Origin of the sequence: Pseudomonas sp. VI4.1 (genome assembly GCF_002029345.1) — a bacterium.
Lineage (GTDB): Bacteria > Pseudomonadota > Gammaproteobacteria > Pseudomonadales > Pseudomonadaceae > Aquipseudomonas.
Genome location: NZ_MULM01000098.1, coordinates 1 through 23644, shown reverse-complemented (window position 1 = coordinate 23644; position 23644 = coordinate 1). Strand labels below are relative to the sequence as shown.

Sequence of the window (23644 nt, the reverse complement as noted above, 5' to 3'; positions counted from 1 at the left end):
CCAGCGAAGGCGTCCGTTCAGGCGATAAATTTGTCGCCTGACACACCGCCTTCGCTGGCAAGCCAGCTCCTACAGGGGATCGGTGGTGATTCGGGTTCGTATGCGTCGCATTCGGTGTAGAGCCTTGCAGCGCAGTCAGGTAGGGTTTCAGCTCCCCTGACACGAAACAAGGATCGATTCATGACGCTCAATCTCCCTCGCTCCCTGCTCGCCACCAGCCTCGGCTTGACCCTCGCCTTCGGCGCCTGCGCCCCCGTGGCGTTCGCCGAGCCGCACAAACAGGTCCTCGCCGATTCCGAGCAGTACAAAGGCGAAGCCCTGAAACTGCTGGAGCGGCTGGTGAACATCGACTCCGGTTCCGGTTATGAACCGGGCCTGACCCAAGTCAGCGACATTGCCATCGACGAGCTGAAAAAACTCGGCCGCCACCATCGAACTCGTGCCGAACACCCCGGACAAAAGCAACCATGTGCTCGCGACCCTGAAAGGCACCGGCAAGGCGAAAATCCTCTTGATGGCGCACATGGACACCGTATTCAAGGAAGGCTCCGCGGCCGAGCGGCCCTTCCACATCAAGGAGGGCCGCGCCTACGGGCCAGGGGTGATGGACGACAAGGGCGGCATCGTCGCCGGCATCTATGCGCTGAAAGTCCTGAAAAACCTCGACTTCAAGGACTACGCGCAGATCACCTTCCTGCTCGATGCCAGCGAAGAAACCGGCTCGGACATCGCCACCGACCTGATCAAGAAAACCGCCAAGGCCCACGACGTGACCCTCAACCTCGAGCCGGGGCGCCCGGCGGATGGCCTGGTGGTGTGGCGCAAAGGCAGTGCCACCGCGGTGGTCGAGGTCAAAGGCAAGGCTGCCCACGCCGGTGTCGCCCCGGAGTTGGGTCGCAATGCCGCGATGGAAGCGGCGCACCAGATTCTGCAACTGGGCAAACTGGGGGATGCGGAAAAGAAAACCACCATCAACTTCACTGTGATCAAGGCCGGCGACCGCACCAATGTGATCCCGGATCAGGCGACGGCCAAGGCCGACGTGCGGGCCGCGGTGCCGGAAGAGTTCGACCGGATCGAGAAGGACCTGGCGCGGGTGTCCAAGGACAAACTGATTGCCGAGACTGAAGTCACCACGACGCTGCAACGTGGCTTGCCGCCGATGCCGCAGACGGCGGAATCGGATCGCTTGATGGCCATGGCGCAGGGGATCTACGGTGAAATTGGCCGCAAGCTGACGGAAGAAGGCAGTGGCGGGGCGGCGGACGCCAGCCTCTCGGCCGGTGTGGGGACACCGACCCTGGATGGGTTCGGGATTGTCGGCGGCAATATTCATACGCCGGAGGAATACGCGGAAGTGGAAAGCGTGGCGCCGCGGATTTATCTGTTGTCGCGGATGATTATGGAACTGGCCAAGAAGTAAGCGAGGTGCGGGTCAAGGCCGTGGTTTAGCGGTGTAGCGACTGGCGCCTTCGCGGGCTTGCTCGCGAAGGCGTCGGTTCGGTTCACACCAATATATATGGTTGAACCCTCACTCCTTGACGCTCATGAACTCCTCCGCCCACCGAATATATTCCTCAGGCTGCGTATACGTATGCGTCAGCTCGGTCGCGCTCAGGTCCGAGGCCTGGGTAAAGATCTGCCGCTGTTCCCGCAGGCTGTCGTAAGTGGCCTTGATCGCAGCGAAGTACGCACCATGGCCGTCGATGGTGACCCGCACGCCCAGTTCGGCCAGGCGTTTGTCGTCGCGCAGCAACGGGTTGCCGTAGGTGACCAGCATCAGCGGCACGCTCAGGTGCTCGGCGATCTGTTCGTGATGGTCGAAGTCCCGCACGCCCACCATGCAAATGCCGTCCGCCCCCGCCTGCTGGTAATGCCGGGTGCGGCTGATGATTTCCTGGACCGGCAGGATCCCCGCATGGGTGCGGGCGATGATCGCCATCTCCGGGTCGACCCGGGCTTCCAGCGCCGCGCGAATCTTGCCGACACCTTCGGCGACCGTGATCAGGTCGGTGGATTTGCGGCCGAACTGCGCCGGCAGCAGGGTGTCTTCGATGGTCAGCGCGGCCACGCCGGCGCGCTCGAGTTCGACGATGGTGCGCATCACGTTGAGCGCGTTACCGTAGCCGTGATCGGCGTCGGCGATGACCGGCAGTTGGGCCACGCGGCCGATGCGGGTGGCCTGCTCGGCGAACTCGCTGAGGGTGATCAAGGCAAAATCGGGCGCGCCCAGCACCTGCAGCGACGCAACCGAACCGCCGAGGATCCCCACTTCAAAACCCAGGTCAGCGGCAATGCGTGCCGACATCGGGTCGAAGACCGACGCGGTGTGATAACAGGCATCGGAGGCGAACAGCTGGCGAAAGTTACGGCGCAAATCTTGATGAGAAAGCCTGGACATATGAGTTCCACCAATGGAATGGACGGGCTTGAGCAAAAGTGTCAACGCCGAAGAAACAAAAGGCTATCACGCGCGAGGGGGAGAAATGATGACGAATTTGCAGGCAATCGCGCAATCACGCCGATTGCTGCGGCCAGAGAGCTTGTTGTGGCCAGTGTCAGTGCTGGAGCCTGATCACGCAGCCACCGCCTGCGGTAGTTGATCGAGCAGCGGCACGGCGCGCACCGAGTTGCCGGGTTGCAGTTGCAGGCGCTTGGCGGTGAGGCGGTCGACGATCAGGCTGTTGCCCACCCGCCGTGCGCGAGCGCTGGTGATGCGGCAGTTTTCCAGGCGGCGATTGTGGATCAGCCATACCGGTGCTTCATCGTCCGGTGTGCCAATGGCCAGCACCAGTGGCTGGCTATCGCGCACGGTGCGTATTTTTGCAATCGGCGCCTCGATGACCGGGCCGCGTCGAAAATGTCGATATGGCCATTATGGGCAAAGCCTTCGGCGATGAGGATTTTCAACGCCGGTTCGGTGCTCGGATGGGCTTTGCCGATCACTGCCCGGGCCTGTTCGGTCAGCAGGCAGGTGTAGAGCGGTTGGCGTGGCATCAGCTCGGCGATGAACGATTTGTTGCCCAGCCCGGACAAGTGATCGGCATGGCGGAAATCCATCTTGAAGAAATGCCGGCCCAGACTGTCCCAGAACGGCGAACTCCCTTGTTCGTCAGCGCTGCCACGCAGTTCGGCGATCAGTTTGTCGCCAAACAGGTGCACAAACTCGGCAACGAACAATAGCCGCCCCAATGACAGTAATCGACCATTGTTGTCCTGGCGTTGATCGGGTCGCAGGAACAACGAGCAGATTTCCGATTGCCCGGTCATTTCATTGTTCAGGAACAAAGTCGGGATCTGCCGCTGGATACCCAGGTCCGGCGATGAACTGACCGTGAGCCCGACCCGGTAGTTGTACCACGGCTCACGCAGGCCGACGGCCCCCGTGAGGGCGCTGACCCCCACCACTTGTTGATCGTCATCTTCGAGCACGAACAGGTATCGGCATCGGCACGCTCGACCTGCCCGGCGAAGGTGCGTTGGGCCCAGCGCAGCCGGTGGGCCAGGCGTTCCTCACTGGCCGGCAGGGTGGTGAAGCCGGGGCCGGCCTGCCGCGCGAGGGCGAGCAAGGCTGGCATGTCAGTGACGCTGACCGGACGGACAATCATGCTGCAGTTCCTTCTTCACGCTTGTTCGGACGCTGTCGCCGGGCACAGGCCCGCAGGCTGCTCACAGGGCAATCAGCCGGATCGGGCTGCCTTGTGTCACCTTCAGCGCCGCGCACATCCGGGTATCCAAAGTCACCGGTTGTCCCGGGCTGTAGTCCAGATCGGCGACGATTGCGCGATAGTCCTTGAGTGAATCGTTACTCACCAGATAGCGGCCACGGGCATCGATGGCCAAGCCCGATTGCGCGACACCGGCCTGGCTCTGCGCAATCGAGCGGATGTTCGAGGTACGCGCATGCAGCGTCGGGCCGCCGTCGAACAGGTCGATGTAGTTGTTGGTCGCGAATCCTTCGCGCGCGAGGATATCGAAGGCTTCCTGGCCATCGGGGTGGATGCGGCCGATGCAATCCTGCGCGGCCTGGGGCAGCATCGGCACATAGATCGGGTAATGCGGCATCAGTTCGGCGAGGAAAGTCCGGCTCTCCAGGCCGCAGAGTCGCTCGGCCTCGGCGTAGGACAAGTCGAAGAAATGCTTGCCCAGCGCATCCCAGAATGGCGACCCGCCTTGATCGTCGCTGAAGCCGACGATCTCGGTAATCACCGCGTCGGCAAAGCGCTGCGAATGAGCGGCAATGAACAACAGCCGTGCCCGTGACAACAACTCGGCTGCCGGTGTGCGCACCAGCGCTGCATCGATATGAAAGCCCCGCAGCAAGGTGTGGCCACTGAGGTCGTGGCATAACGATAACGCGGGTACCCCGTGCTCGATGTTCAGCTCCCGCGAGGCACTGGTGAAGTGCCGGTTACGCAGGCTGTAGAACGGTTGGCTGAAGCCTGCGGTGGCGAGGATTTCCGAACAGCCCGCCAAGCGTCGGGTCGACGGGTCTTCCAGCACGAAGAAGTAATTCTCCGGGCCATTGCCCTGAACGTCTTTTTCGAATGAGGCGTCAGAATCGAGAATCCTGCGGCGCAAGCGTTCGGTGTCGTCCGGCAAGGACGTGACGCCCACCAGGCTTTCGCGGGCAAGTTGCTGCAACTGGGGCAGATCGGTTAACTCCACTGGGCGTAAGACCAGCATGGATGCACTCCTGTATCAATGGGTTCGGTGGTCGGCACCGGACCTGACTATCACTGTCGGTTTCCACGCATTGAATGGGCGATCGTCTGCATGACTGTCAGACGTCACACTTTATTTTTATCAGCCGTTAGTGGGTGGGGCAGCACCGTGCCGGCGACGGGTTTTTTGTTGAAATAGCCGTCGAACATGCAACTGAGCGCAGGGGGAAATGAGGCGGTCATGGTGGTCGTTGCGAGAGGGCATCCGGGCTCCTGCTGGATGGGGGGGCGGTTTCAATTGCTGATCCGAGAAAACAGTATTTATTTATCGCCTGCGCCCTGTCTAGTTAATTTTTCACGGTGTTTCCATGCCTGGAAATGGGGCGAAATGCCCGTATGCCGGGGGCTACGGCGAACTCGACTGACTGTGTAAGACATCGCCTATAAAGGTATCGGAGATAGCCGATTTTCAAGCAGGGATATGCCGTGCAATCGGCTGAAACGAAACGCCCCCGATCGCGTGACTTGCGGCACAATTACCCGGATATTGACGGTTTAAAGCCGTTTTTCTCCTTTAAACAGAGTGATCGTTCGTGCAATCGACCCGTTTGACGCTGATGTGCCACGCTAGAACCGTCGCACAGAAACTTGGGCGTTTTCCTACAGATGAGCCATTGGAGATGGTCGGGCAATCGGCGATGGGTGCCCGCCGCGCCCGGTTCAAGGGAACGCCGCGCCTGCTCTGCGGCCCGGAACTGCGGGCTAGACAAACCGCCGGGTTGTTCGGCGGCGACATGGAGGTGGTCCCTGCGCTGCGCGATTGCGATTTCGGGCGCTGGAAAGGCGCGCGGATCGACGATTTGCTTAAATCCGAACCGGACATGCTCCAGGCCTGGCTCGACGACCCGGCCTCGGCCCCCCATGGCGGCGAGTCGGTGGTGCAACTCGGTGAACGGGTGAGCGCCTGGCTGGCGACACTGGAGGCGACGCCCAGGCACATCGTCGCCATCACCCATCCGTTTGTCATTCGCGCCGCGCTGACTCAAGTGCTGCAAGCCGCGGCGTTCCATCTGATCGATGTCGAGCCGCTGTCGGCCATCGAGTTACGGTTCAATGGTTGCTGGCGCTTGCGTTTAATCGGCACTGACCTCGAGGAAATACATTGATGAAAAAGCTTCTGGTCATCGGCATCGGTGCCGGCAATCCCGACTACATCACGATGCAAGCGGTGAAAGCGCTGAACCTGGTCGACGTGTTTTTCCTCATGGACAAGGGCCAGAGCAAAGACAAACTGATCTCCCTGCGCCGGGAGATCTGCGATCGCTACATCACGGATCGCACGTATCGCTTCGTCGAAGCCCACAGCCCGGAGCGCGAGCGGGGTGATGTGGACTACAAGACCAGCGTGGAAGAGCTGAACCTGGCCAAGCAAATGACGTTCGAACGGCTGATCGATGAGCAAATGTCTGACGACCAGTGCGCCGGTTTTCTGGTGTGGGGCGACCCGGCGTTGTACGACAGCACCATAAGGATCCTGCAGGCGATTCTGGCCTCGGGTCGTTGTGTGTTCGAGTTTGAAGTGATCCCCGGCATCACCAGCGTCCAGGCCCTGGCGGCGCAGCACAAGGTGCCGTTGAATCGCATCGGCCGCTCGATTGAAATCACCACCGGCAGGCGCCTGGCGGCGGGGCAGGTGAGCGATGCCGACAGCCTGGTGGTGATGCTCGATGCAGAAGACTCCTACCATCAGGTGGCGGATCAACAGACACAGATTTACTGGGGAGCCTACCTGGGGACGCCGGATGAAATCCTCATCAGCGGCAAGCTCGAGGACGTGGCGGATGAGATCGAGCGGGTGCGCAAGGCGGCGCGGCTGGCGAATGGGTGGATCATGGATACTTATCTGTTGCGCAAGCCTTGAGTGCATCGGTGTCTGGGCTGGCCCCTTCGCGAGCAAGCTCGCTCGCCACAGGGTTAGTGTGTGCCTGACGATGCAGCCCACCACCCATCCAGCGTCACCTGCAGCCAGTCAAAGACGGCTGCATGGGCGGCGCTGTCCTGTGGTTCCCGAGGCAAGGGTGACTCGTCGGCAAAGTGCGCATTGAGCGTCGCCACGGATTCGGCATTCCACTCCGGATGAAACTGCAGCCCCAGCCGCGTCGGTCCGACGCGATACATCTGCTGCCGGCATCGATCACTGCTGGCCAGCAACTACGCATCGGGCGGCAGGTCGATCGCGTCTTCGTGCCACTCCAGCACCTTGAGCCTCTGGCCATCGGCAAACATCACCGGGGTCCAGCCGGTTTCGCTGCGGTCCATCCGCCGTACATGGCCGCCCAGACTCAACGCCAGCAACTGCGCCCCCAGGCAAATCGCAAACACCGCCGCGCCCTGGTCCAGGCTGCCCGCCAGCCATTGCCGTTCGGCTTCCAGCCACGCCGGCCCCGCGTGGGACTCATAGGGCCCGCCCAACAGAATCACCGGTGCCGCACTCACCGGCGGCAAATGGCCGAGGTCGGCGCGAAAGACATTCAGCGTCACGCCCCGGGCTGCGGCCCACTCGCCAATGGCGCCGGGACCTTCGGCAGGGTGGTGCTGGATCAGGTTCAACGTAGGCATCACGTTTCTCGTGTTGGGCGATGGGGCGCTCAATGTGCCGCAAAAAATCACGGATCGCCAGTCGGAGTCATCAAGCGGATTTTTACCGAAATCGTGAAGGTTTTTTCCGAAACATGGGCTTGTCCTACAGTCCGTGTACCGCCTTGGCGCAGGCATCAAGCGTCTCTGATTCGGTGGCTGCTTTTTTATAAGTATTTGTCGCTTGAACACAATTTGCCCCGGGGAAGCCCCTCTAGACTGCCGGCCACTTCGGTGGCTCTCCAACGCATTCAGCACCGGAACCAGCCACCGAAAGCCAATCGAACGCTGCCAATAAGAAGCCTCCGCACACAGGAGTTATAAATGAACAAGCTAGTGATGTTCGGTGCCCTGGCACTGTCGATGTTGTCCCTGACCGCCGTGGCCGATGACGCCAAGCCGATCCGCATCGGTATCGAAGCCGGGTACCCGCCATTCTCGATGAAAACCCCCGACGGCAAACTCACCGGTTTCGACGTGGACATCGGCGATGCGCTGTGCGAACAGATGAAAGTGAAATGCACCTGGGTCGAGCAAGAGTTCGACGGCCTGATTCCGGCACTGAAGGTCAAGAAAATCGACGCCATTCTCTCGTCGATGACCATCACTGACGACCGTAAGAAAAACGTCGATTTCACCATCAAGTACTACCACACCCCGGCACGCTTCGTGATGAAGCAAGGCACCGACGTCAAGGACCCGCTGACCGAACTCAAGGGCAAGAAAGTCGGGGTGCTGCGCGCCAGTACCCACGACCGCTTTGCCACTGAAGTGCTGCAACCGGCCGGCATAATCCTGGTGCGCTACAGCTCCCAGCAGGAAGCCAACCTGGACATGGTTTCCGGTCGCCTGGACGCGACGCTGGCCGACTCGGTCACCCTGGACGACGGTTTCCTGAAAACCGACGCGGGCAAGGGCTTCGCCTTCGTCGGCCCGACCTATGAAGACGCCAAGTACTTCGGCGGCGGCGCCGGTATCGCCGTGCGCAAGGGTGATAAAGCCCTGGCGGACCAGTTCAACACCGCCATCAGCGAAATCCGCGCCAACGGCAAGTACAAGCAGGTGCAGGACAAGTACTTCGATTTCGACGTTTACGGCCATTAATCACGAAACAAGGCTGCGATCTTTTGATGTTGTTTTTTAAAAGCAAGATCAAAGGATTGCAGCCTGCGGCAGCTCAGAGCTCCGGTCGGCGACAAGAGTGTTAGGCTCTACCCGAATCCTGCACGTGTGAAGGAAGGTTCATGTTGAAGTTTGTTGCTCTGCTTACACTGCTGGCGTCCGCCGCCGTCCACGCTCAAACCCCGCTGCACACCGATCTGCCGCTCAAGTACCTGGAGCAGACCCACGCCGAATCCCGCGATCAGCCCCTGGTGATTTTCCTCCACGGTTACGGCAGTAACGAGCAGGACCTGTTCGACATCAAGGATGAGTTGCCCACGCACTATAACTACCTGTCGGTGCGGGCACCGATGGTGATGGAAGAGGGTAGTTACAAGTGGTTTCGCGAAAAAGGCACCGGTGCCTATAACGGCGAAACCGATGATCTGAAGTCCAGCGCGCAGCTGCTGCAGGATTTCGTCGCACAGGCTGCGAAGAAGTATCACACTCGACCGGACAAGGTATTCCTGGTGGGGTTCAGCCAGGGTGCGATCATGTCCTACGAGGTGGCGCTGCGTCAGCCCGAGGCAGTAGGCGGAATCGCGGCGTTGAGCGGGCGGATTCTGCCGGTGCTCAAGTCCGAGCTCAAACCGGATGCAAAACGCCAGGCGCTGGCGGTTTTCATCGGTCATGGCACCGCGGACAAACGCCTTCCGTACAACGACGGCACGGAGGCGAACAGCCTGTTGCAGAGCCTGTCACTCAAGCCGGAGTTCCATGCCTACCCGGGTGTCGGTCACAGCATCAGCGCGACCGAAATGCAGGATTTGAGCGCCTGGCTGCAGCGACTCAATCCCTGACCCTACTTGCCCGCGACGATCTGTTTGACCAGCGCCTCGTGGCCGGCATTGTCGCTGAGGCGGGAAATCACCTGGACGATCGCCATGCGCTTGTTGGACGCCGCCATCAGCGTGGTGTCGAGGGTTTTGCCGCCGCCCTGGGTGGCGGTGCTGTCGATCTGCCGCAGCCCCAGGCCAGTGCCTTTCTGGGTCAGGCTTTTCTCGCTGAGCTTGGTGAAGTCCGGCAGCGCGGCGGCTTGCTCGGTAGCGAAGTTGGACACGGCGGAGTCGAGGAACTGACCGTCGTTGTCCTTGACGTTGACGCCGCCGGGAATGGTGTTTTCAGCCGCGATCACTACGGTTTTGGTGGTCTGGTTGGTGTACATGGTGCCCGTCGCCCCGGCGGTACCGGTGGCCGCGTCGCCGGCGGGCAACGGGGTGGCGACAAAGCCCTTGGGCAAGGTGAACTTGAACTTGCCGCCCAGCATCGAAACCTTCTGCGCCGGCGCCTTGTCGCTGGCCGTCGCCTTGGCGGCCTGTGCATTCAACGCGCCGAGACTGGCAACCGCCGTCAACAACAGGACAACGGCTTTTTTACTCAACAATGACATTCAGAAACTCCAGGGGATGGTCGCGCTTTGGCGGGCGATGATCCCACAGAGTCCGGTGCACTCGCACTGTGCCATGCAGGGTCGGGGATGGATTACGACAACTGGTTCAGTGGCTGTCCTGTCTGTTCCTTCAGATCCCCGGGCAGGCGAGCGCCTGGTCGCCAGCCGGGAGTACAGTTCAGCGCCTGATTGCCGGCTCCCCGACCTCGGGCGCGGGTGTCGCCGGTTTTGCCAGCAGGCGCCTGGTGACCCCGAGCATGGCCACGGACACCGCGACGCTGAGGCCGAAAGCGCTCAGGCCCAGGCTTGGCAAGGTCAATGCCAGGACCAGGCAGAACGCGCTAAAGGAATACATCCCGGTTGCGGTGGCCCGCAGCAAGGCCGCCGTAAATGCGGGCCCGCGGGTTTGCTGGGAGAATACCGCCATCACGCTGCCCAGGACCGGGAACACCGCGAGCAGGCCGCTCCAGCGTTCGCCGACAGTGCTGGCCAGCAGCGTGACGGCCAGGGTCAACAGGGCTCCGGCCACCATCCGCAACAGTAATTTGTCGGACTTCGGTGCCGGGCCTGAAAGAATGGGCTGCACCTTTGGAAACAGGTACGGCGCCGCCAGCAGCGCTGTCGCGGCGGCAATCACCGAAAACACCAGCGACGGTGGAACCAGGGACAGCACCACAGCCGCCGTGGCCCAGACCATCAGCGCAATCACCAGAGCCCAAGGCCAACCGGTTCGCTGTGCGACCCGAGCGTAGGTCACACAGAAGGCTATCATCGCGAACATGGCCGATAACGCCGCGGTCGCGGACTGTGCGGCGAACACTTCACCTTGCTCGATGGCGAGGAAGAACAGAATCGGCCCCACTACTACCGGCAACCCCGACAACCAACCGGCGACGCTAGGTCCCCAGCGTTTGCCCGCGAGGGAAATCAGCAAGAGAAATCCGGGAATTACCAGCAATTTGAGGATCAACACGCACGCATCTCCGACCTGAGTGAGGAGCAACGTTAGCATTGCCGGCGGAGGATTGCTTCATATGTGGGGAGATAGTGTATACAAAGCTTGAAATGCAAAGGCCGTGATCTCGCCACGGCCCCTGTAGGAGCTGGCTTGCAGCGAGGCGATTTCATATCCGACGACGATGGTGACTGATCTACCGCCTTCGCTGGCAAGCCAGCTCCTACAGGGGTACGGGTTCACAGCCCGGTAAAGGGGAAGACCCGGTGCGACGTGAGTCGCACCGGGTGTGTTGCCAGACTGCGACGGTTCTTCGTGGGCCCCCGCGCAGTCTGTTGAACGCTTTACGCTCGCTCGATCGCCAGTGCCACGCCCTGACCACCACCGATGCACAGGGTGGCGAGGCCTTTCTTGGCGTCACGCTTGATCATTTCATGCAGCAAGGTCACCAGCACCCGGCAACCCGAGGCACCGATCGGGTGACCCAGGGCGATAGCGCCACCGTTGACGTTGACCTTGTCCAGGTCCCATTCCAGGTCCTTGGCCACCGCCAGGGATTGCGCGGCGAAGGCTTCGTTGGCTTCGATCAGGTCCAGTTGCCCGATCGACCAGCCGGCCTTGTCCAGGCAACGGCGAGTGGCCGATACCGGGCCGATACCCATGATCGCCGGGTCGACGCCGGCGTTGGCGTAGGCGGCAATTTTCGCCAGCACTGGCAAACCCAGGGCCTTGGCTTTTTCCGCGCTCATCAGGATCACGGCGGCCGCCCCGTCGTTCAGGGACGACGCGTTACCGGCAGTCACCGAACCGTCCTTCTTGAAGGCGGCTTTGAGTTTGCCCAGGGCTTTGGCGGTGGTGCCGGCCCGTGGCTGTTCATCGGTGGCGAAGGACAGCGGTTCGCCCTTGCGCTGCGCAATCATGATCGGCGTGATCTCATCGACAAAACGCCCGGCTTCGATAGCGGCCGTGGCTTTCTGCTGGGAGGCCGCGGCGAACGCGTCCTGTTGCTCGCGGGTCAGGTTGTATTGTTGCGCCAGGTTTTCGGCGGTGATGCCCATGTGGTAATCGTTGAACGCATCCCACAGGCCGTCGCTGATCATGGTGTCGACGATTTGCGCGTTACCCATGCGCAGCCCGGTACGGGCGCCGGGCATGACGTAGTTGGACAGGCTCATGTTTTCCTGGCCGCCGGCAATGATCACCTCGGCATCGCCACAGCGAATGGCTTGGGTGGCCAGATGCAGCGCTTTCAAGCCCGAGCCGCAGACCTTGTTCAGGGTCATGGCCGGCACAGTGAACGGCAGGCCAGCCTTGATAGCGGATTGGCGCGCAGGGTTCTGCCCGGCGCCGGCAGTCAATACCTGGCCCATGATCACTTCATCGACTTCGGCAGGGTCCAGGCCGGTTTGCGCCAGCAACTGACGGATCACCGCAGCGCCGAGGTCAACCGCGGACACGTTGGCCAGGGCGCCCTGGAAACTGCCGATGGCGGTACGGGTGGCGGCGACAATGACGACTTCTTGCATGGAAAGGTTCCTCACTGGGCAGTGAACTGCATTTCCGGAACGTGATCGGGCACGATCAGTTTGCCGGCGGTCTTGGCGACGATTTCCTCGACGCTGACACCCGGCGCACGTTCCTTGAGGATGAACGCGCCGTTTTCGATTTCCAGGTAAGCCAGGTCGGTCAGTACACGCTTGATGCAACCGGCGCCGGTCAGCGGCAGGCTGCAGCGGTCCAACAGCTTGGACTCACCGTCCTTGGACGCGTGGGTCATGATGACGATGATGTTGTCTGCACCGGCCACCAGGTCCATGGCGCCGCCCATGCCTTTGATCAGCTTGCCGGGGATCATCCACGAGGCAATGTTGCCTTGCACGTCTACTTCAAAGGCACCCAGTACGGTCAGGTCGACATGACCACCGCGAATCATCGCGAACGACTCGGCGGAGGAAAAAATCGAAGCGCCGATACGCGCGGTCACGGTTTGCTTGCCGGCATTGATCATGTCGGCATCGATGGTTTCTTCAGTCGGGAAGGGACCCATGCCGAGCAGGCCGTTTTCCGACTGCAGCATGACTTCCATGCCTTCGGGGATGTAGTTGGCGACGAGGGTCGGGATGCCGATGCCCAGGTTTACGTAAAAGCCGTCCTGCATTTCGCGGGCGACGCGTTGAGCCATTTGTTCGCGGGAAAGTGCCATTGTTGTTATTCCTTATTCGGTCCGGGGGCAGGGGTTCACTTACGCACGGTGCGCTGTTCGATGCGCTTTTCGAACGTGCCGCAAATGACCCGGTCGACGTAGATGCCAGGGGTGTGGATCTGCGCCGGGTCCAGCTCGCCGGGCTCGACGATTTCTTCGACTTCGACCACGGTGATCTTGCCGGCGGTGGCGGCCAGCGGGTTGAAGTTCTGGGCGGTGTGGCGATAGATCACGTTACCGAAATGGTCGGCTTTCCAGCCTTTGACGATGGCGAAGTCACCGGTGATGGATTCTTCCATCAGGTACTGGCGGCCATGGAATTCACGCACTTCCTTGCCGTCGGCGACCGGGGTGCCGACGCCGGTGGCGGTGAAGAAAGCGGGGATGCCTGCACCGCCTGCGCGCATTTTTTCGGCGAGGGTGCCTTGGGGGGTCAGGACGACTTCAATTTCGCCTTTGAGCAGTTGGTCTTCGAACAGTTTGTTCTCGCCGACGTAGGACGCCACCACTTTGCTAATCTGGCGGTCTTCCAGCAGTACGCCAAGGCCGAAACCGTCGACGCCGCAGTTGTTGGAAACCACGGTCAGGTCGCGAGTGCCTTTGCGCTTGATCTCGTTGATCAGGTTTTCCGGGATCCCGCACAGGCCGAAGCCGCCGGCGATTACGGTCATGCCGTCTTCAAGACCTGCCAAAGCTTCTTCGTAGGAACTCACGCGCTTGTCGAAACCTGCCATATGCACCTCTTTTATTCTTTATGGGCGGCTGGCTAGCCGAATGGAATGGAGTGTCGCGCTGCTGGATTTATTTGTTAAGTTTATTTTTAAGGTAGATTAATAGATAAAACTCACCAATCTGTAGGAGCCGGCTTGCTGGCGAAGGCGTCTTCTCGGGCGATGCATGGCTCCAGGCCGCCTTCGCTGGCAAGCCAGTTCCTGCAGGGGAATGCGTATTACGTTGGAGACAGTGTTCATGACAGTCAAGCAGATCCGTGCCTTCCTGGCCGTGGCCCAGAGCCTGAGCTTCGCCGTGGCCTGCGAGCGGTTGCACCTGTCGCAATCGGCGTTGAGCCTGACCATCAAGGCGCTGGAGGAGGGCCTGGGCGGGCGTTTGTTCACCCGCAACACGCGCAATGTGGCGCTGACCCCGGAAGGCGAGTCGCTAGTGCCGCTGGCACGGCGACTGATTGCCGACTGGGACAATGCCGAGGATGAGCTGCGCCAGCGCTTCACCCTGCAGCGCGGTCGCGTGACCCTGGCGGCGATGCCGTCGTTTGCCGGCAACCTGCTGCCACCAATCCTCAAGACTTTCCGCGCGCGGTATCCCAACGTCAACGTCACCGTGAACGACGTGATCAACGAGCAAGTGCTGGAAATGGTACGTGATCGACAGGTCGAGCTGGGAGTGGCGTTTGAGCCGATGCAGAGTTCGTCGCTGCAATTCACGCCGTTGTACATGGACCGGTTTGTGGCGGTGGTGCCGCACGATTCTGCGTTGGCGGAACTGCGCGACGTCGACTGGCAGACATTGTTGCAGGAGCCGTTCATCACCTTGCAGCGACCGTCGACGCTGCGGGTGATGCTCGAAGAACACTTGCAGGCCCGGGGCATGAAATTGCCCGTGGAGTTTGAAAGCCATCAATTGGCGACAGTCGGAAGGATGGTGGCCAGCGGGCTGGGTGTCAGCGCGGTGCCAGCCTTGTGCGCCCAACAGATGCGCGAACTGGGCGCGCGGTGCATTACCTTGCGCGATCCGGTGGTGGAGCGGGCGATCGGGGTGTTGACCACACCTGGAGGGGAACTGTCGGCGGCGGCGCAGGCGTTGTTCGATATCCTCAAGGAAGAAAACCTGGGCGACCAGGTTTCCAGGAACTGATCACCAGCCCCCTGTAGGAGCTGGCTTGCCAGCGATAGCGGAGTGTCAGGCAACATCAATGCATGTGACCCACCGCCTTCGCTGCAAGCCAGCTCCTACAGGGTTTTGCGTCAATCAGGATGAGAGGTGTTGCGCCAGCAACGGCAGCAACCGTTCACACGACGCTTCTATTTTCATATTGAGGATGTCATCCGCCCGAGTCTTGCCCAGGTTGATCGCAATCAGCGGCTTGCCCTGATCCGCTACCGCCCGACACAACCGAAACGCCGAATACGCCATCAACGAAGACCCTACCACCAGCAATCCAGCCGCCTTTTCGACCGCCGCCATGGCCTTGGCCGCCGTTACCTGCGCTACATTCTCGCCAAAAAACACCACGTCCGGCTTCATCCGCGCCCCCGCGCAATACGGACAATGGGGTACCTGGAAGCGTGCTTCGAACGCCGCATCCAGCAGCGTATCGCCATCCGGGGCCTGCACCGCATCAACCCCGGCCAGGTAAGGGTTCTGCGTTTCCATCAGGCGCTGGATCGAATCGCGCTCGCTGCGCTGCCCGCAGTCCAGGCACAACACCCGGTGCAGGCTGCCGTGAAGTTCGATCACGTCATGGCTGCCAGCCTGGTCGTGCAAGGTATCGACATTCTGGGTGATCAGCCCGCAAATCTGCCGGGCGCTTTGCAGGCTGGCCAAGGCTTCGTGGGCCTCGTTCGGCCGCGCCTGGCGCACCCGTGGCCAGCCGATCATCGCCCGCGCCCAATAGCGGCGCCGGGATTCGGGGGCCGAGAGGAATTCCTGGTACATCATCGGTGACCGGCCACGCCGCACACCCTGGTTGTCGCGGTAATCCGGAATGCCCGACGGGGTGCTGATGACAGCGCCGGTCAGGACCACGAACGGCTGATCGGCCATCAACTGCTGGAGCCGGTCGAGCTGTTCGCGGATGAGGCTTTCGAACATGTTCAACACCCTGGAGGACCTGTAGGAGCAAGCTTGCTCGCGATGGTGGTCAACGATAACGCATGCAAGCATGACACCCCGCGGCGTTTTCAGGTTTTTCGCGAGCAAGCTCGCTCCTACAAGAGGAACGACCGGATTTATTTACGCGCCTCCAGGATCAGGTTGAACGGCGTTTCCGTCGCCCGCCGGAACGTCTTGAAGCCCGCCTCGGTAAAGACCTTGCGCAACCGCGCCTCACCCGCCTGGGCACCGAGGCCGAGACCGACTTCCTGGGACAGCGAGTTCGGGGTGCAGATGAAGGTCGAGGCGGCGTAGAACAAGCGGCCAACCGGGGTAATGTTGTCGTCGAGCGAGTCATTGGCGAACGGTTCCACCAGCAGCACCGTGCCGTCCGGTTTCAGCGACTCATAGGCATGCCGTGCCGCGCCCACCGGGTCGCCCATGTCATGCAGGCAGTCGAAGTAGCAGACCAGGTCATAGTCATCGCCGGGGTAGCTTTTTGCCGTGCCCTGGAAGAACCGCGCACGTCCGGACACGCCGCCTTCTTCCGCGCGCTGGGTGGCCACGGTGACGGAGGGCGCGTGGTAGTCGAAACCGACGAACCGCGAATCGGGGAACGCCTGGGCCATGATCACGGTGGATGCGCCATGGCCGCAGCCGATGTCCGCCACCTTGGCGCCAGCTTCCAGTTTGGCGACCACCCCTTCGAGTGCCGGTAGCCATTCGGCGATCAAGTGCGCTTTATAGCCTGGCCGGAAGAACCGCTCCGTGCCGCTGAACATGCACGGATGGTGATCGCCCCAGGCGAGGGCGCCGTTGCCGCGCATGGCGTTGACCAGTTTGTCCTTGTCATGGAAAAACGACGCGACCACCCCGATTCCGCCCGCCACATAGACCGGCGAGTCTTCGTTCGCCAGCGCGAGGGCTTGCTCTTCGGGCAGGCGGAACTGGCCGTCGCGGTGTTCCATGTACCCGGAGGCGGCGTGGGCACTGAGCCATTCACGCAGTAAGCGCGTGTTGCAGCCGGTCTTTTCGGCGAGCGCTTCAGGGGTGATCGGCTGACTGTCGGCCATGGCCCGGTACAGACCGAGTTCTTCGCCGAGGATGACATTGGCCAGCATCGCCGCGCCGCCCATGTCGTTTACCAGTTTACCCATGAAATCATTTAGTCGGGCCTCGTCCATCATGTGTGCTCCTGTGGTGGATCACGGTCCAGAGGCGAGGTTTTTCGAGGCGTTCAGCCCTGGGCTGTGGTCGTGGGAATGACCAGGACGATGAGTACGTCCTGCGTGCATTAAGTTTAGTCCGGGGGCCGTGCACTGCTGACCGGAGCGACGAAAGTCGTTGCGAGCGCAACATCGCGTGTATCCCAATGTATCAATCCACCTTCTCGATACAGTTGCCCTCAATACCGGTGCACTGGCGAACACACCCCGGATACAAACCTGCGATGAACTGTGAAGGTTGTCTGGCGCCCGCAAGCACGGGCTTTCGAGGCAATTTCCTGGTCGTCGCAGCGGGCGGCCGTTTCGCTCCTGATTCCGTTAAGGGGACAATAATGACCACGATCCTTTCTGAACCTGCCTTGAAACACTCTCCCGTCAATCGCCTGCGGGTCGACCAGTACACCAACGGCCTCATCGGCCCGAGCCAGCCGATGCTGGGTCCGCTGGCCGACGGCGGCACTCTGATCACCGGCACGCCGCCGGGTTGCTGGGGGCCGATGATCACGCCGGCCTTTGAAGGTGGCCACGAAGTGACGCAACCGGTGGCGATTGCCGGGGCCGACATCGGCGACGCGGTGGCGATCAAGATCAAAAGCATGCGCGTCACCTCGCTGGCTACTTCGTCAGGGGTGATGAGTTTCGTTGAAGGGCGTTATCACGGAGACCCGTTCGTCTCCAAGTTCTGCGCCAAGTGCGGCACCGAACACCCGGCCAGTCATGTCGAAGGCATTGGCGAGGACTCGATTCGCTGCAACACCTGTGGCGCCGAAGTCAGCGCGTTTCGCTTCAGCCATGGTTACGTGATCGTGTTCGATGCGCAGAATCAGGTCAGCCTGACGGTCAATCAGGACATCGCCAACCGTTTGGCGGGCAAGGCCAGCGAAATGTCGGCACTGCCGGAATTCGCCGCCCAGCACTCGATCCTGTCCCTGGCCCGCGCCGACATGCCCGGCGTTGCGGCGCACATGCGGCCGTTCCTCGGCAACATCGGCACCACGCCATCCCGTGACTTGCCCGACTCCCACAACTGCGCCGATTTCGGCCAGTACCTGATCGATGCACCCCACCGTTTCGGCATGACCCGCGAAGAGCTGCACGCGGCCAAGACCGATGGCCACATGGACACCAACTCGATCCGCGAAGGCTGTGTCCTGATCTGCCCGGTCAAGGTGCCGGGTGCCGGCGTGTACATGGGCGACATGCACGCCCAGCAGGGCAACGGCGAGATTGCCGGCCATGCCACCGATTGCTCGGGGGAAACCGAAGTGGTGGTGGAGGTGATCAAAAACCTGACGCTGGAAGGGCCGATCCTGCTGCAAAACCTCGACGATTTGCCGCCGATGGCCCGTCCCATGAATGCCGGGCAACAGCAAAAAGTCCGTGAGCTGGGCGAGCGCTGGGGCCAGATCGAGATCGAGCAGAGTGGCCCGATCACCTTCATCGGCAGCGGCGAAAACCTCAATGTGGCCGTGGAAAACGGCTTGAAACGCGCGGCCGCAGTCACCGGCCTGCCGTATGACGAAGTACTCAACCGCGCGACCATCACGGGCTCGATCGACATCAGCCGCTTGCCGGGCACCGTCCGCGTGACGTTCCTGTGCCCGATGAAGGTGCTCGACCGCATCGGCATCGGCCATCTGGTGCGCGAAAAATACGACCTGGCATAACGCCAAACGGCGGGTTCGTACCACAGTGTGTACAGACCCGCCGACGATACAAGCGCTGCGATTTTCTGCCGCAACGCAACACAGACTCGATACACCCCTGCGCTTAACTGGGATTCCGTTCCGGCAACCCTTGAGATCGACATCATGCACACCCCCCTCACATCAGCGAAAGCCAGCGTCGGGCTTGGCCTGCGTCGCGGTTTAATGAAAGACCTCCAGGCCGCGCCGATGGGCGACTTCGACTTTCTGGAAGTTGCGCCGGAGAACTGGATCGGCATCGGCGGCGCCCATGGCGCGGCATTGCGGGCATTGGCCGAACGTTTTCCGTTGTCCTGTCACGGCTTGTCCCTGTCGTTGGGCGGACCGTCCCCGCTGGACGTCAAATTCCTGCAGGAAGTCCGGGTGTTCCTCGATCACTACAAGGTGCCGCTGTACAGCGAACACCTCAGTTACTGCAGCGACGATGGTCACCTTTACGACCTGCTGCCGTTGCCGTTTACCGAAGAAGCCGTGCATCACGTGGCCGCGCGGATCCGTCAGGCCCAGGACATCCTCGGTCGGCGCCTGGCGGTGGAAAACGTCTCCTACTACGCCGCGCCACAGCAGGACATGGACGAGGTGACCTTCACCAACGCGGTGCTGCGCGAAGCCGACTGCGACCTGTTGCTGGACGTCAACAATGTGTACGTCAATTCGATCAATCACGATTTCGATCCGCAGGCCTTTCTCGCCTGTATCGACTCGGACCGCGTGGTGGCGATGCACGTGGCCGGGCACTTCGATGAATCCGACTCCTTGAAAATCGACACCCACGGCGCGTCGGTCAAACCGGTGGTCTGGGCGTTGCTGGCCCAGGCTTACGGCCGGTTCGGCGCGCAGCCTACCTTGCTGGAACGGGATTTCAATTTCCCCGCATTCTCGGAGCTGGTGGCCGAATTGCAGACAATCCGCCGCCTGCAAGCCGTGGAGGTGAACCGTGGATAAGCACTCGCTGCATCAGCAGCAAACGACGATGGGGCTGTACCTGCGCGATCCCGAGCACTGCCCGCCGCCGGCCGGAATGGACGTGGCGCGGGCCCGGGTTTACCGCGAGCTGGTGTTCTCGAACCTGTCATCGTTGCTCAGCGGGACCTTTCCGGTGCTGATCAAGGTGCTTGGCGATGAGCATTGGCGTTCTCTGGTGCGCAGCTTTTTGCGGGACTACCGCGCGCACACGCCGAAATTCGGCGAAATCGCCGAGGAGTTTGTCGAGTTCCTCGCCTCTGAACCGCACGCCTTGAGTGCAGGCTCGTGGCCGCCGTTCATGGTTGAACTGGCGCATTACGAGTGGGTCGAGATGGCACTGCAACAGTCCGAAGCCGAGCCCTTGCCGGCCAGCGATGCCGGGATGTTGCTGGATCGGCCGCTGCAGGTGTCGCCACTGGCCTGGCCTTTGGCCTATGTCTGGCCAGTCCAGTTGGTCGGGCCCGATGTTCGACCTGATGCGCCACCGGTGCAGCCGACGCTGCTGTTGGTGCGGCGAACCGAGGACTGGAGTGTGAAGTTTTCCGAACTGAGCCCGTTGGCGTGGCGGTTGTTGCAGCGGATCGGCGAGTTTCCTCAGCTAAGTGGCCGTGCGCAGCTGGAAGGTTTGGCGGTGGAGGCGGGGGCCACCGGGTCGACGGCGTTCATCGACAGCGGGCTGGCATTGTTGCGGCAGATGCATGGGGAAGGGGTGGTGGGTGTCGTCGCATAGCCGCAATCGCCCAAACACCGCCAATCCAATGTGGGAGCGGGCTTGCTCGCGAAGAGGCCGTCACATTCAACAGAGATGTTGACTGACAAACCGCCTTCGCGAGCAAGCCCGCTCCCACATTGGATTGGCAGTGTTGTCGTGCCCTGTGTTTCACCGTTGAAACACGCGTAACTTTTTCCCCAATCTCCGGGAAATCCCCCTCCTTTCAACGCCCCGCTTTACTACCCGGCAACCTGAGCTCCGCGCACAAACCCCCGCCTTCACGATGACTCAAGGTCAACGAACCCCCGAGCGCCAACGCCAATTGCTGCGCAATCGCCAACCCCAGTCCGGTGCCGCCGGTGCTGCGGTTGCGGGAATTTTCCACGCGGTAGAACGGCTCCATCACATGCGCCAGTTCCTCTTCGGCAATGCCGGGGCCACGGTCCATCACCTTCACCGACAAACTGCCGTCGGCCTTCGACTCCACCCATAACTCGGCGGCGCCGGCGAACTTCAGTGCGTTGTCCGTCAGGTTCACCAGTACCCGGCGCAGGGCATGGGGCCGGGTATCGATCACCGCTGCGCTTTTGCCGCCCAGCTGCACGTCCTTGCCCATGTCCTGATAGTCGAACACCAGGCTGTCGAGGAACGAATCCAGATCGATGCGGCGACTCTCCTCGGTGGCACCGTGAATGCTGCGGGCGTAGGCCACGCCTTCGCGCACCAGGTGTTCCATTTCGCCGAGGTCGTTCCACAGTTTGTCTTTTTCGCTGGAGTCGTCCATGAATTCGGCGCGCAGTTTCATGCGGGTGATCGGGGTTTGCAGGTCGTGGGAGATCGCCGCCAGCAGCTGCATGCGTTCCTTGAGGTAGGCGGCGATGCGTGCCTGCATGGCATTGAACGCCTTGGCGGCATGGGCGACTTCGGTCGGACCTTTCTCGTCCAGGTGTACCGCGTGGGTGTTGGGGTCCAGGGTCTCCACCGCCCGGGCGAGGCGGGTGAGGGGGCGGATGGCGATTCGCACGGCCAGCCAGGTGCAGGCGATCATCAGCGCCAGTTGGCCCAGCAACATCATGGGCAACCACGGCGACAACGGCAGCATCGACGGTCGTACATCGATGGTCACCGGGCTGCCGTCAGCCAGCTTCAGGTGGACCTGGAAGTGTTTGATCGGCCCGGGAATGTCGGTAACGGTCATCGGGTAGTCCTTGCCGATGGCGTCCTTGATCGAGGTCACCGCCATGGGGGTGTCGCTCATGGGCATGCCCGGTGAGCCCTCGTCGAGCAAATAGCGGTAATTGCGCCGTTCCAGTTGTTGCAGCCAGCTGGCACGTTCTTCGGCCGGCAAGCGGTCGAGGATGGCGATGGAGGTCGATACGTCGGTTTCCAGATTGCCCAGCATGGTGTTTTTCGCGCTTTCGTAACGTTCGTAATACTGCGCGCCAAAGGACAAGGCCTGCGCCAGGATCAGGCCGATCAGAAAAATCAGCGACAACCGCGAGGCGAGGGTGCGGGGCCAACGTATCGCGAAGTTCATGATGGCGCACCCAGCACTTCCACCGGCAGGGAAAATACATAGCCTTCACTGCGCACGGTCTTGATGTACGCCGGCTCGCGGGCGTCGTCCAGCAAGCGCTGACGCAGGCGACTGACCAGCAAGTCGATGGAGCGGTCGAACAGGTCGGCGTCGCGGCCCTGGGTCAGGTTCAGCAGTTGGTCCCGATTGAGCACCCGCTGCGGATGATCGAGGAACACCCGCAGCAGCCGATATTCGGCGCCGCTGAGCGCGACCATGGTGCCGTCGTCATCGAGCAGGTGCCGGGCGGAAGTGTCCAGGCGCCAGCGGCCGAAGGCCAGCAACCGCCCGCTTTCGGTGACCACCAGGTTCGGCGGCAGCATCCGCGTGCGGCGCAATACGGCGTTGATACGCGCGAGCAATTCACGGGCGGCGAACGGTTTGACCAGGTAATCGTCGGCGCCCATTTCCAGGCCGATGATGCGGTCGGTTTCATCGTTGCGGGCGGTGAGCATCAATACCGGAGTGGCCTTGTGTTTGCCGGCGCGCAGCTCGCGGCAGAGCATCAGGCCATCGTCGCCGGGCATCATGATGTCGAGCACGATCAGGTCCACCGGCGTGGATTCGAGGAACGCGCGCATTTGCCGCCCATCCGCCACGACGGTGGTGCGCAGGCCGTTCTTTTTCAGGTAGTTGCCTACCAGCTCTCGAATTTCGCGGTCATCGTCCACGATGAGAATGTGATCGACGTGTTCCATGGGGCCAGGCCTCTGTAGATGGGGATGTCGCACAGTCTATCGAGCCTTGGCCCGCCTGCCCGCAGCCCTTTGTATTGCAGTGTATCTGCTGTAGCAGCGGATACATGCAGACGCAAAAACACCGTTTTGCCATGGTTTTGTATCGCTGTGTATCAGAGGGCGGCTTTGATACGTATCGATTTACACGCGCCTGTTTTCGACACAGACGAGATACCTCGCGGGCTTCTAATAGGTTCCATCGAGGCAAGCCAGGACGCCTCGGCCCAACCAACGATTGACCCATTGAAGCCTTGAGGAAACCACCATGAACACCAAAGCCGTCGTCGCCGCCTGCCTGTTTGCCGCACTGAACATCTGCACCCTGTCGGCCCGCGCCGAAGCCGATGTCACCCCTCAAACCTACACCTACGGCACGCACCTGGACATCAAGAAGGTGATCTCGATGAAACAGGACGCCACGCCTTCCTGCGGGATTGTAAATGCCCAGCTGACCTACCTGGACTCCGGGAATAAAACCCAGGTCCTGGACTACCGCAAATTTGCCGACGGCTGCAACGACGACAACTGAGTCCTTTGCTGGCCGATTGCCCATCCCCTTTGCAACAGGAAGAACATCATGAACAACCTATCGCGCTTTCTGACCGCCGCTGCCTTCTCCCTGGCTGGCGCCGCCGCCCATGCCAATGCCGCCGTGGAACAAGGGAGTTGTGTCAGCAGCACCTGCTTCCAGCTGACCCCGGTGGCGAAGCAGGGCGCCGATGCCTTGCTGGCACAGGACGGTTCCGGCCGTACGCCGCAGGGGCAGCAGCTGGATAACCAGACTGCCTGAATCAACACGCCTCCCCCCCTGTAGGAGCTGGCTTGCCAGCGAAGACGGCGGCACATTCAACATCGATGTTGACTGGCAGATCGCTTTCGCTG

21 protein-coding genes and 3 pseudogenes are annotated in these 23644 nt (G+C 61.4%); 11 read left to right on the top strand and 13 right to left on the bottom strand.

Annotation, left to right across the window (positions count from 1 at the left end):
• The first annotated feature begins 180 nt into the window (after nucleotides 1-180).
• Nucleotides 181-1423 (top strand): annotated as a pseudogene (locus BZ163_RS04930) (M20/M25/M40 family metallo-hydrolase).
• Between the two features lie 108 nt (nucleotides 1424-1531).
• Here BZ163_RS04930 and BZ163_RS04925 read toward each other — a convergent pair.
• From BZ163_RS04925 to BZ163_RS04910, 3 genes and pseudogenes are all read right to left on the bottom strand, one after another.
• On the bottom strand, nucleotides 1532-2401 hold the full coding sequence (locus BZ163_RS04925) for an oxaloacetate decarboxylase (protein WP_128870002.1): 870 nt from the start codon (nucleotides 2399-2401) through the stop codon (nucleotides 1532-1534).
• Between the two features lie 174 nt (nucleotides 2402-2575).
• A pseudogene (gene astA, locus BZ163_RS04915) lies at nucleotides 2576-3608 on the bottom strand (arginine N-succinyltransferase).
• Between the two features lie 61 nt (nucleotides 3609-3669).
• Nucleotides 3670-4686 (bottom strand): arginine N-succinyltransferase, encoded by a 1017-nt coding sequence (locus tag BZ163_RS04910; protein ID WP_128870000.1) that lies wholly within the window; start codon nucleotides 4684-4686, stop codon nucleotides 3670-3672.
• Nucleotides 4687-5257: 571 nt separating this feature from the next.
• Between BZ163_RS04910 and BZ163_RS04905 the strand changes: the two genes are divergently transcribed.
• Both BZ163_RS04905 and cobF read left to right on the top strand, forming a co-directional pair.
• Nucleotides 5258-5830 carry a histidine phosphatase family protein gene (locus BZ163_RS04905; RefSeq protein ID WP_128869999.1) on the top strand — a complete coding sequence of 191 codons (573 nt, stop codon included), beginning with the start codon at nucleotides 5258-5260 and terminating at the stop codon, nucleotides 5828-5830.
• Nucleotides 5830-6585 (top strand): precorrin-6A synthase (deacetylating), encoded by a 756-nt coding sequence (gene cobF, locus BZ163_RS04900; RefSeq protein WP_128869998.1) that lies wholly within the window; start codon nucleotides 5830-5832, stop codon nucleotides 6583-6585. Before BZ163_RS04905 ends, cobF begins: the two co-directional genes overlap by 1 nt.
• A 53-nt stretch (nucleotides 6586-6638) precedes the next feature.
• On the opposite strand, the pseudogene BZ163_RS04895 reads toward cobF, so the two are convergent.
• Nucleotides 6639-7283: pseudogene (locus BZ163_RS04895) on the bottom strand (type 1 glutamine amidotransferase).
• 342 nt (nucleotides 7284-7625) lie between these two features.
• Between BZ163_RS04895 and BZ163_RS04890 the strand changes: the two are divergent.
• Together BZ163_RS04890 and BZ163_RS04885 are read left to right on the top strand one after the other, a co-directional pair.
• Nucleotides 7626-8405, top strand: a complete 780-nt coding sequence (locus BZ163_RS04890) for an ABC transporter substrate-binding protein (RefSeq protein WP_128869997.1) — start codon at nucleotides 7626-7628, stop codon at nucleotides 8403-8405.
• Nucleotides 8406-8545: 140 nt separating this feature from the next.
• A complete protein-coding gene (locus tag BZ163_RS04885) occupies nucleotides 8546-9262 on the top strand; it encodes an alpha/beta hydrolase (protein WP_128869996.1) in 717 nt (238 codons plus the stop codon).
• Between the two features lie 2 nt (nucleotides 9263-9264).
• On the opposite strand, the gene BZ163_RS04880 is transcribed toward BZ163_RS04885, so the two are convergent.
• The 5 genes from BZ163_RS04880 to BZ163_RS04860 all read right to left on the bottom strand — a co-directional run bounded on the left by BZ163_RS04880 (nucleotide 9265) and on the right by BZ163_RS04860 (nucleotide 13744).
• Nucleotides 9265-9852 (bottom strand): hypothetical protein, encoded by a 588-nt coding sequence (locus BZ163_RS04880; RefSeq protein ID WP_128869995.1) that lies wholly within the window; start codon nucleotides 9850-9852, stop codon nucleotides 9265-9267.
• Between the two features lie 178 nt (nucleotides 9853-10030).
• Nucleotides 10031-10825, bottom strand: coding sequence for a hypothetical protein (locus tag BZ163_RS04875; RefSeq protein WP_128869994.1), 795 nt, complete (start codon nucleotides 10823-10825; stop codon nucleotides 10031-10033).
• A 326-nt stretch (nucleotides 10826-11151) separates the two neighbouring features.
• Nucleotides 11152-12333, bottom strand: a complete 1182-nt coding sequence (locus BZ163_RS04870) for an acetyl-CoA C-acetyltransferase (RefSeq protein WP_128869993.1) — start codon at nucleotides 12331-12333, stop codon at nucleotides 11152-11154.
• A gap of 11 nt (nucleotides 12334-12344) precedes the next feature.
• Nucleotides 12345-13010 carry a CoA transferase subunit B gene (locus BZ163_RS04865; RefSeq protein WP_128869992.1) on the bottom strand — a complete coding sequence of 222 codons (666 nt, stop codon included), beginning with the start codon at nucleotides 13008-13010 and terminating at the stop codon, nucleotides 12345-12347.
• Nucleotides 13011-13045: 35 nt separating this feature from the next.
• On the bottom strand, nucleotides 13046-13744 hold the full coding sequence (locus tag BZ163_RS04860; protein ID WP_128869991.1) for a CoA transferase subunit A: 699 nt from the start codon (nucleotides 13742-13744) through the stop codon (nucleotides 13046-13048).
• Nucleotides 13745-13979: 235 nt separating this feature from the next.
• Between BZ163_RS04860 and BZ163_RS04855 the strand changes: the two genes are divergently transcribed.
• Entirely contained in the window at nucleotides 13980-14882 is a 903-nt protein-coding gene (locus BZ163_RS04855; protein ID WP_128869990.1) for a LysR family transcriptional regulator, read from the top strand.
• A gap of 114 nt (nucleotides 14883-14996) precedes the next feature.
• Here BZ163_RS04855 and BZ163_RS04850 read toward each other — a convergent pair whose 3' ends face one another.
• Together BZ163_RS04850 and BZ163_RS04845 are read right to left on the bottom strand one after the other, a co-directional pair.
• A complete protein-coding gene (locus tag BZ163_RS04850; protein ID WP_128869989.1) occupies nucleotides 14997-15839 on the bottom strand; it encodes an NAD-dependent protein deacetylase in 843 nt (280 codons plus the stop codon).
• Nucleotides 15840-15976: 137 nt separating this feature from the next.
• Nucleotides 15977-17023 carry a class I SAM-dependent methyltransferase gene (locus BZ163_RS04845; protein ID WP_128870003.1) on the bottom strand — a complete coding sequence of 349 codons (1047 nt, stop codon included), beginning with the start codon at nucleotides 17021-17023 and terminating at the stop codon, nucleotides 15977-15979.
• A gap of 374 nt (nucleotides 17024-17397) precedes the next feature.
• Between BZ163_RS04845 and BZ163_RS04840 the strand changes: the two genes are divergently transcribed.
• The 3 genes from BZ163_RS04840 to BZ163_RS04830 all read left to right on the top strand — a co-directional run bounded on the left by BZ163_RS04840 (nucleotide 17398) and on the right by BZ163_RS04830 (nucleotide 20467).
• Nucleotides 17398-18732 carry an acetamidase/formamidase family protein gene (locus BZ163_RS04840; RefSeq protein ID WP_128869988.1) on the top strand — a complete coding sequence of 445 codons (1335 nt, stop codon included), beginning with the start codon at nucleotides 17398-17400 and terminating at the stop codon, nucleotides 18730-18732.
• 144 nt (nucleotides 18733-18876) lie between these two features.
• Nucleotides 18877-19716 carry a DUF692 domain-containing protein gene (locus tag BZ163_RS04835; protein WP_128869987.1) on the top strand — a complete coding sequence of 280 codons (840 nt, stop codon included), beginning with the start codon at nucleotides 18877-18879 and terminating at the stop codon, nucleotides 19714-19716.
• Nucleotides 19709-20467 carry a DUF2063 domain-containing protein gene (locus tag BZ163_RS04830; protein ID WP_128869986.1) on the top strand — a complete coding sequence of 253 codons (759 nt, stop codon included), beginning with the start codon at nucleotides 19709-19711 and terminating at the stop codon, nucleotides 20465-20467. The genes BZ163_RS04835 and BZ163_RS04830 overlap by 8 nt, the downstream gene beginning before the upstream one ends.
• A 205-nt stretch (nucleotides 20468-20672) precedes the next feature.
• On the opposite strand, the gene BZ163_RS04820 is transcribed toward BZ163_RS04830, so the two are convergent.
• Both BZ163_RS04820 and BZ163_RS04815 read right to left on the bottom strand, forming a co-directional pair.
• Nucleotides 20673-21986 (bottom strand): ATP-binding protein, encoded by a 1314-nt coding sequence (locus BZ163_RS04820; RefSeq protein ID WP_128869985.1) that lies wholly within the window; start codon nucleotides 21984-21986, stop codon nucleotides 20673-20675.
• The gene (locus tag BZ163_RS04815; protein ID WP_128869984.1) at nucleotides 21983-22723 is read right to left on the bottom strand and encodes a response regulator; all 741 of its coding nucleotides are present in this window, start codon (nucleotides 22721-22723) and stop codon (nucleotides 21983-21985) included. Before BZ163_RS04815 ends, BZ163_RS04820 begins: the two co-directional genes overlap by 4 nt.
• Before the next feature lie 304 nt (nucleotides 22724-23027).
• On the opposite strand from BZ163_RS04815, the gene BZ163_RS04810 reads away from it, so the two are divergent.
• Nucleotides 23028-23291, top strand: coding sequence for a DUF2790 domain-containing protein (locus BZ163_RS04810; protein WP_128869983.1), 264 nt, complete (start codon nucleotides 23028-23030; stop codon nucleotides 23289-23291).
• A gap of 48 nt (nucleotides 23292-23339) precedes the next feature.
• Complete coding sequence (locus BZ163_RS04805; RefSeq protein ID WP_128869982.1) at nucleotides 23340-23552, top strand: hypothetical protein; 213 nt, start codon at nucleotides 23340-23342, stop codon at nucleotides 23550-23552.
• Nucleotides 23553-23644 lie beyond the last annotated feature (92 nt).

What these genes read in the sequence shown, in the direction of transcription:
- BZ163_RS04860 (WP_128869991.1), bottom strand. Translation starts at nt 13,744, where the DNA reads ATGGCAGGTTTCGACAAGCGCGTGAGTTCCTACGAAGAAGCTTTGGCA.
- BZ163_RS04910 (WP_128870000.1), bottom strand. Translation starts at nt 4,686, where the DNA reads ATGCTGGTCTTACGCCCAGTGGAGTTAACCGATCTGCCCCAGTTGCAG.
- BZ163_RS04890 (WP_128869997.1), top strand. Translation starts at nt 7,626, where the DNA reads ATGAACAAGCTAGTGATGTTCGGTGCCCTGGCACTGTCGATGTTGTCC.
- BZ163_RS04850 (WP_128869989.1), bottom strand. Translation starts at nt 15,839, where the DNA reads ATGTTCGAAAGCCTCATCCGCGAACAGCTCGACCGGCTCCAGCAGTTG.
- BZ163_RS04815 (WP_128869984.1), bottom strand. Translation starts at nt 22,723, where the DNA reads ATGGAACACGTCGATCACATTCTCATCGTGGACGATGACCGCGAAATT.
- BZ163_RS04880 (WP_128869995.1), bottom strand. Translation starts at nt 9,852, where the DNA reads ATGTCATTGTTGAGTAAAAAAGCCGTTGTCCTGTTGTTGACGGCGGTT.
- BZ163_RS04865 (WP_128869992.1), bottom strand. Translation starts at nt 13,010, where the DNA reads ATGGCACTTTCCCGCGAACAAATGGCTCAACGCGTCGCCCGCGAAATG.
- BZ163_RS04870 (WP_128869993.1), bottom strand. Translation starts at nt 12,333, where the DNA reads ATGCAAGAAGTCGTCATTGTCGCCGCCACCCGTACCGCCATCGGCAGT.
- cobF (WP_128869998.1), top strand. Translation starts at nt 5,830, where the DNA reads ATGAAAAAGCTTCTGGTCATCGGCATCGGTGCCGGCAATCCCGACTAC.
- BZ163_RS04845 (WP_128870003.1), bottom strand. Translation starts at nt 17,023, where the DNA reads ATGGACGAGGCCCGACTAAATGATTTCATGGGTAAACTGGTAAACGAC.
- BZ163_RS04805 (WP_128869982.1), top strand. Translation starts at nt 23,340, where the DNA reads ATGAACAACCTATCGCGCTTTCTGACCGCCGCTGCCTTCTCCCTGGCT.
- BZ163_RS04835 (WP_128869987.1), top strand. Translation starts at nt 18,877, where the DNA reads ATGCACACCCCCCTCACATCAGCGAAAGCCAGCGTCGGGCTTGGCCTG.
- BZ163_RS04840 (WP_128869988.1), top strand. Translation starts at nt 17,398, where the DNA reads ATGACCACGATCCTTTCTGAACCTGCCTTGAAACACTCTCCCGTCAAT.
- BZ163_RS04820 (WP_128869985.1), bottom strand. Translation starts at nt 21,986, where the DNA reads ATGAACTTCGCGATACGTTGGCCCCGCACCCTCGCCTCGCGGTTGTCG.
- BZ163_RS04855 (WP_128869990.1), top strand. Translation starts at nt 13,980, where the DNA reads ATGACAGTCAAGCAGATCCGTGCCTTCCTGGCCGTGGCCCAGAGCCTG.
- BZ163_RS04885 (WP_128869996.1), top strand. Translation starts at nt 8,546, where the DNA reads ATGTTGAAGTTTGTTGCTCTGCTTACACTGCTGGCGTCCGCCGCCGTC.
- BZ163_RS04810 (WP_128869983.1), top strand. Translation starts at nt 23,028, where the DNA reads ATGAACACCAAAGCCGTCGTCGCCGCCTGCCTGTTTGCCGCACTGAAC.
- BZ163_RS04925 (WP_128870002.1), bottom strand. Translation starts at nt 2,401, where the DNA reads ATGTCCAGGCTTTCTCATCAAGATTTGCGCCGTAACTTTCGCCAGCTG.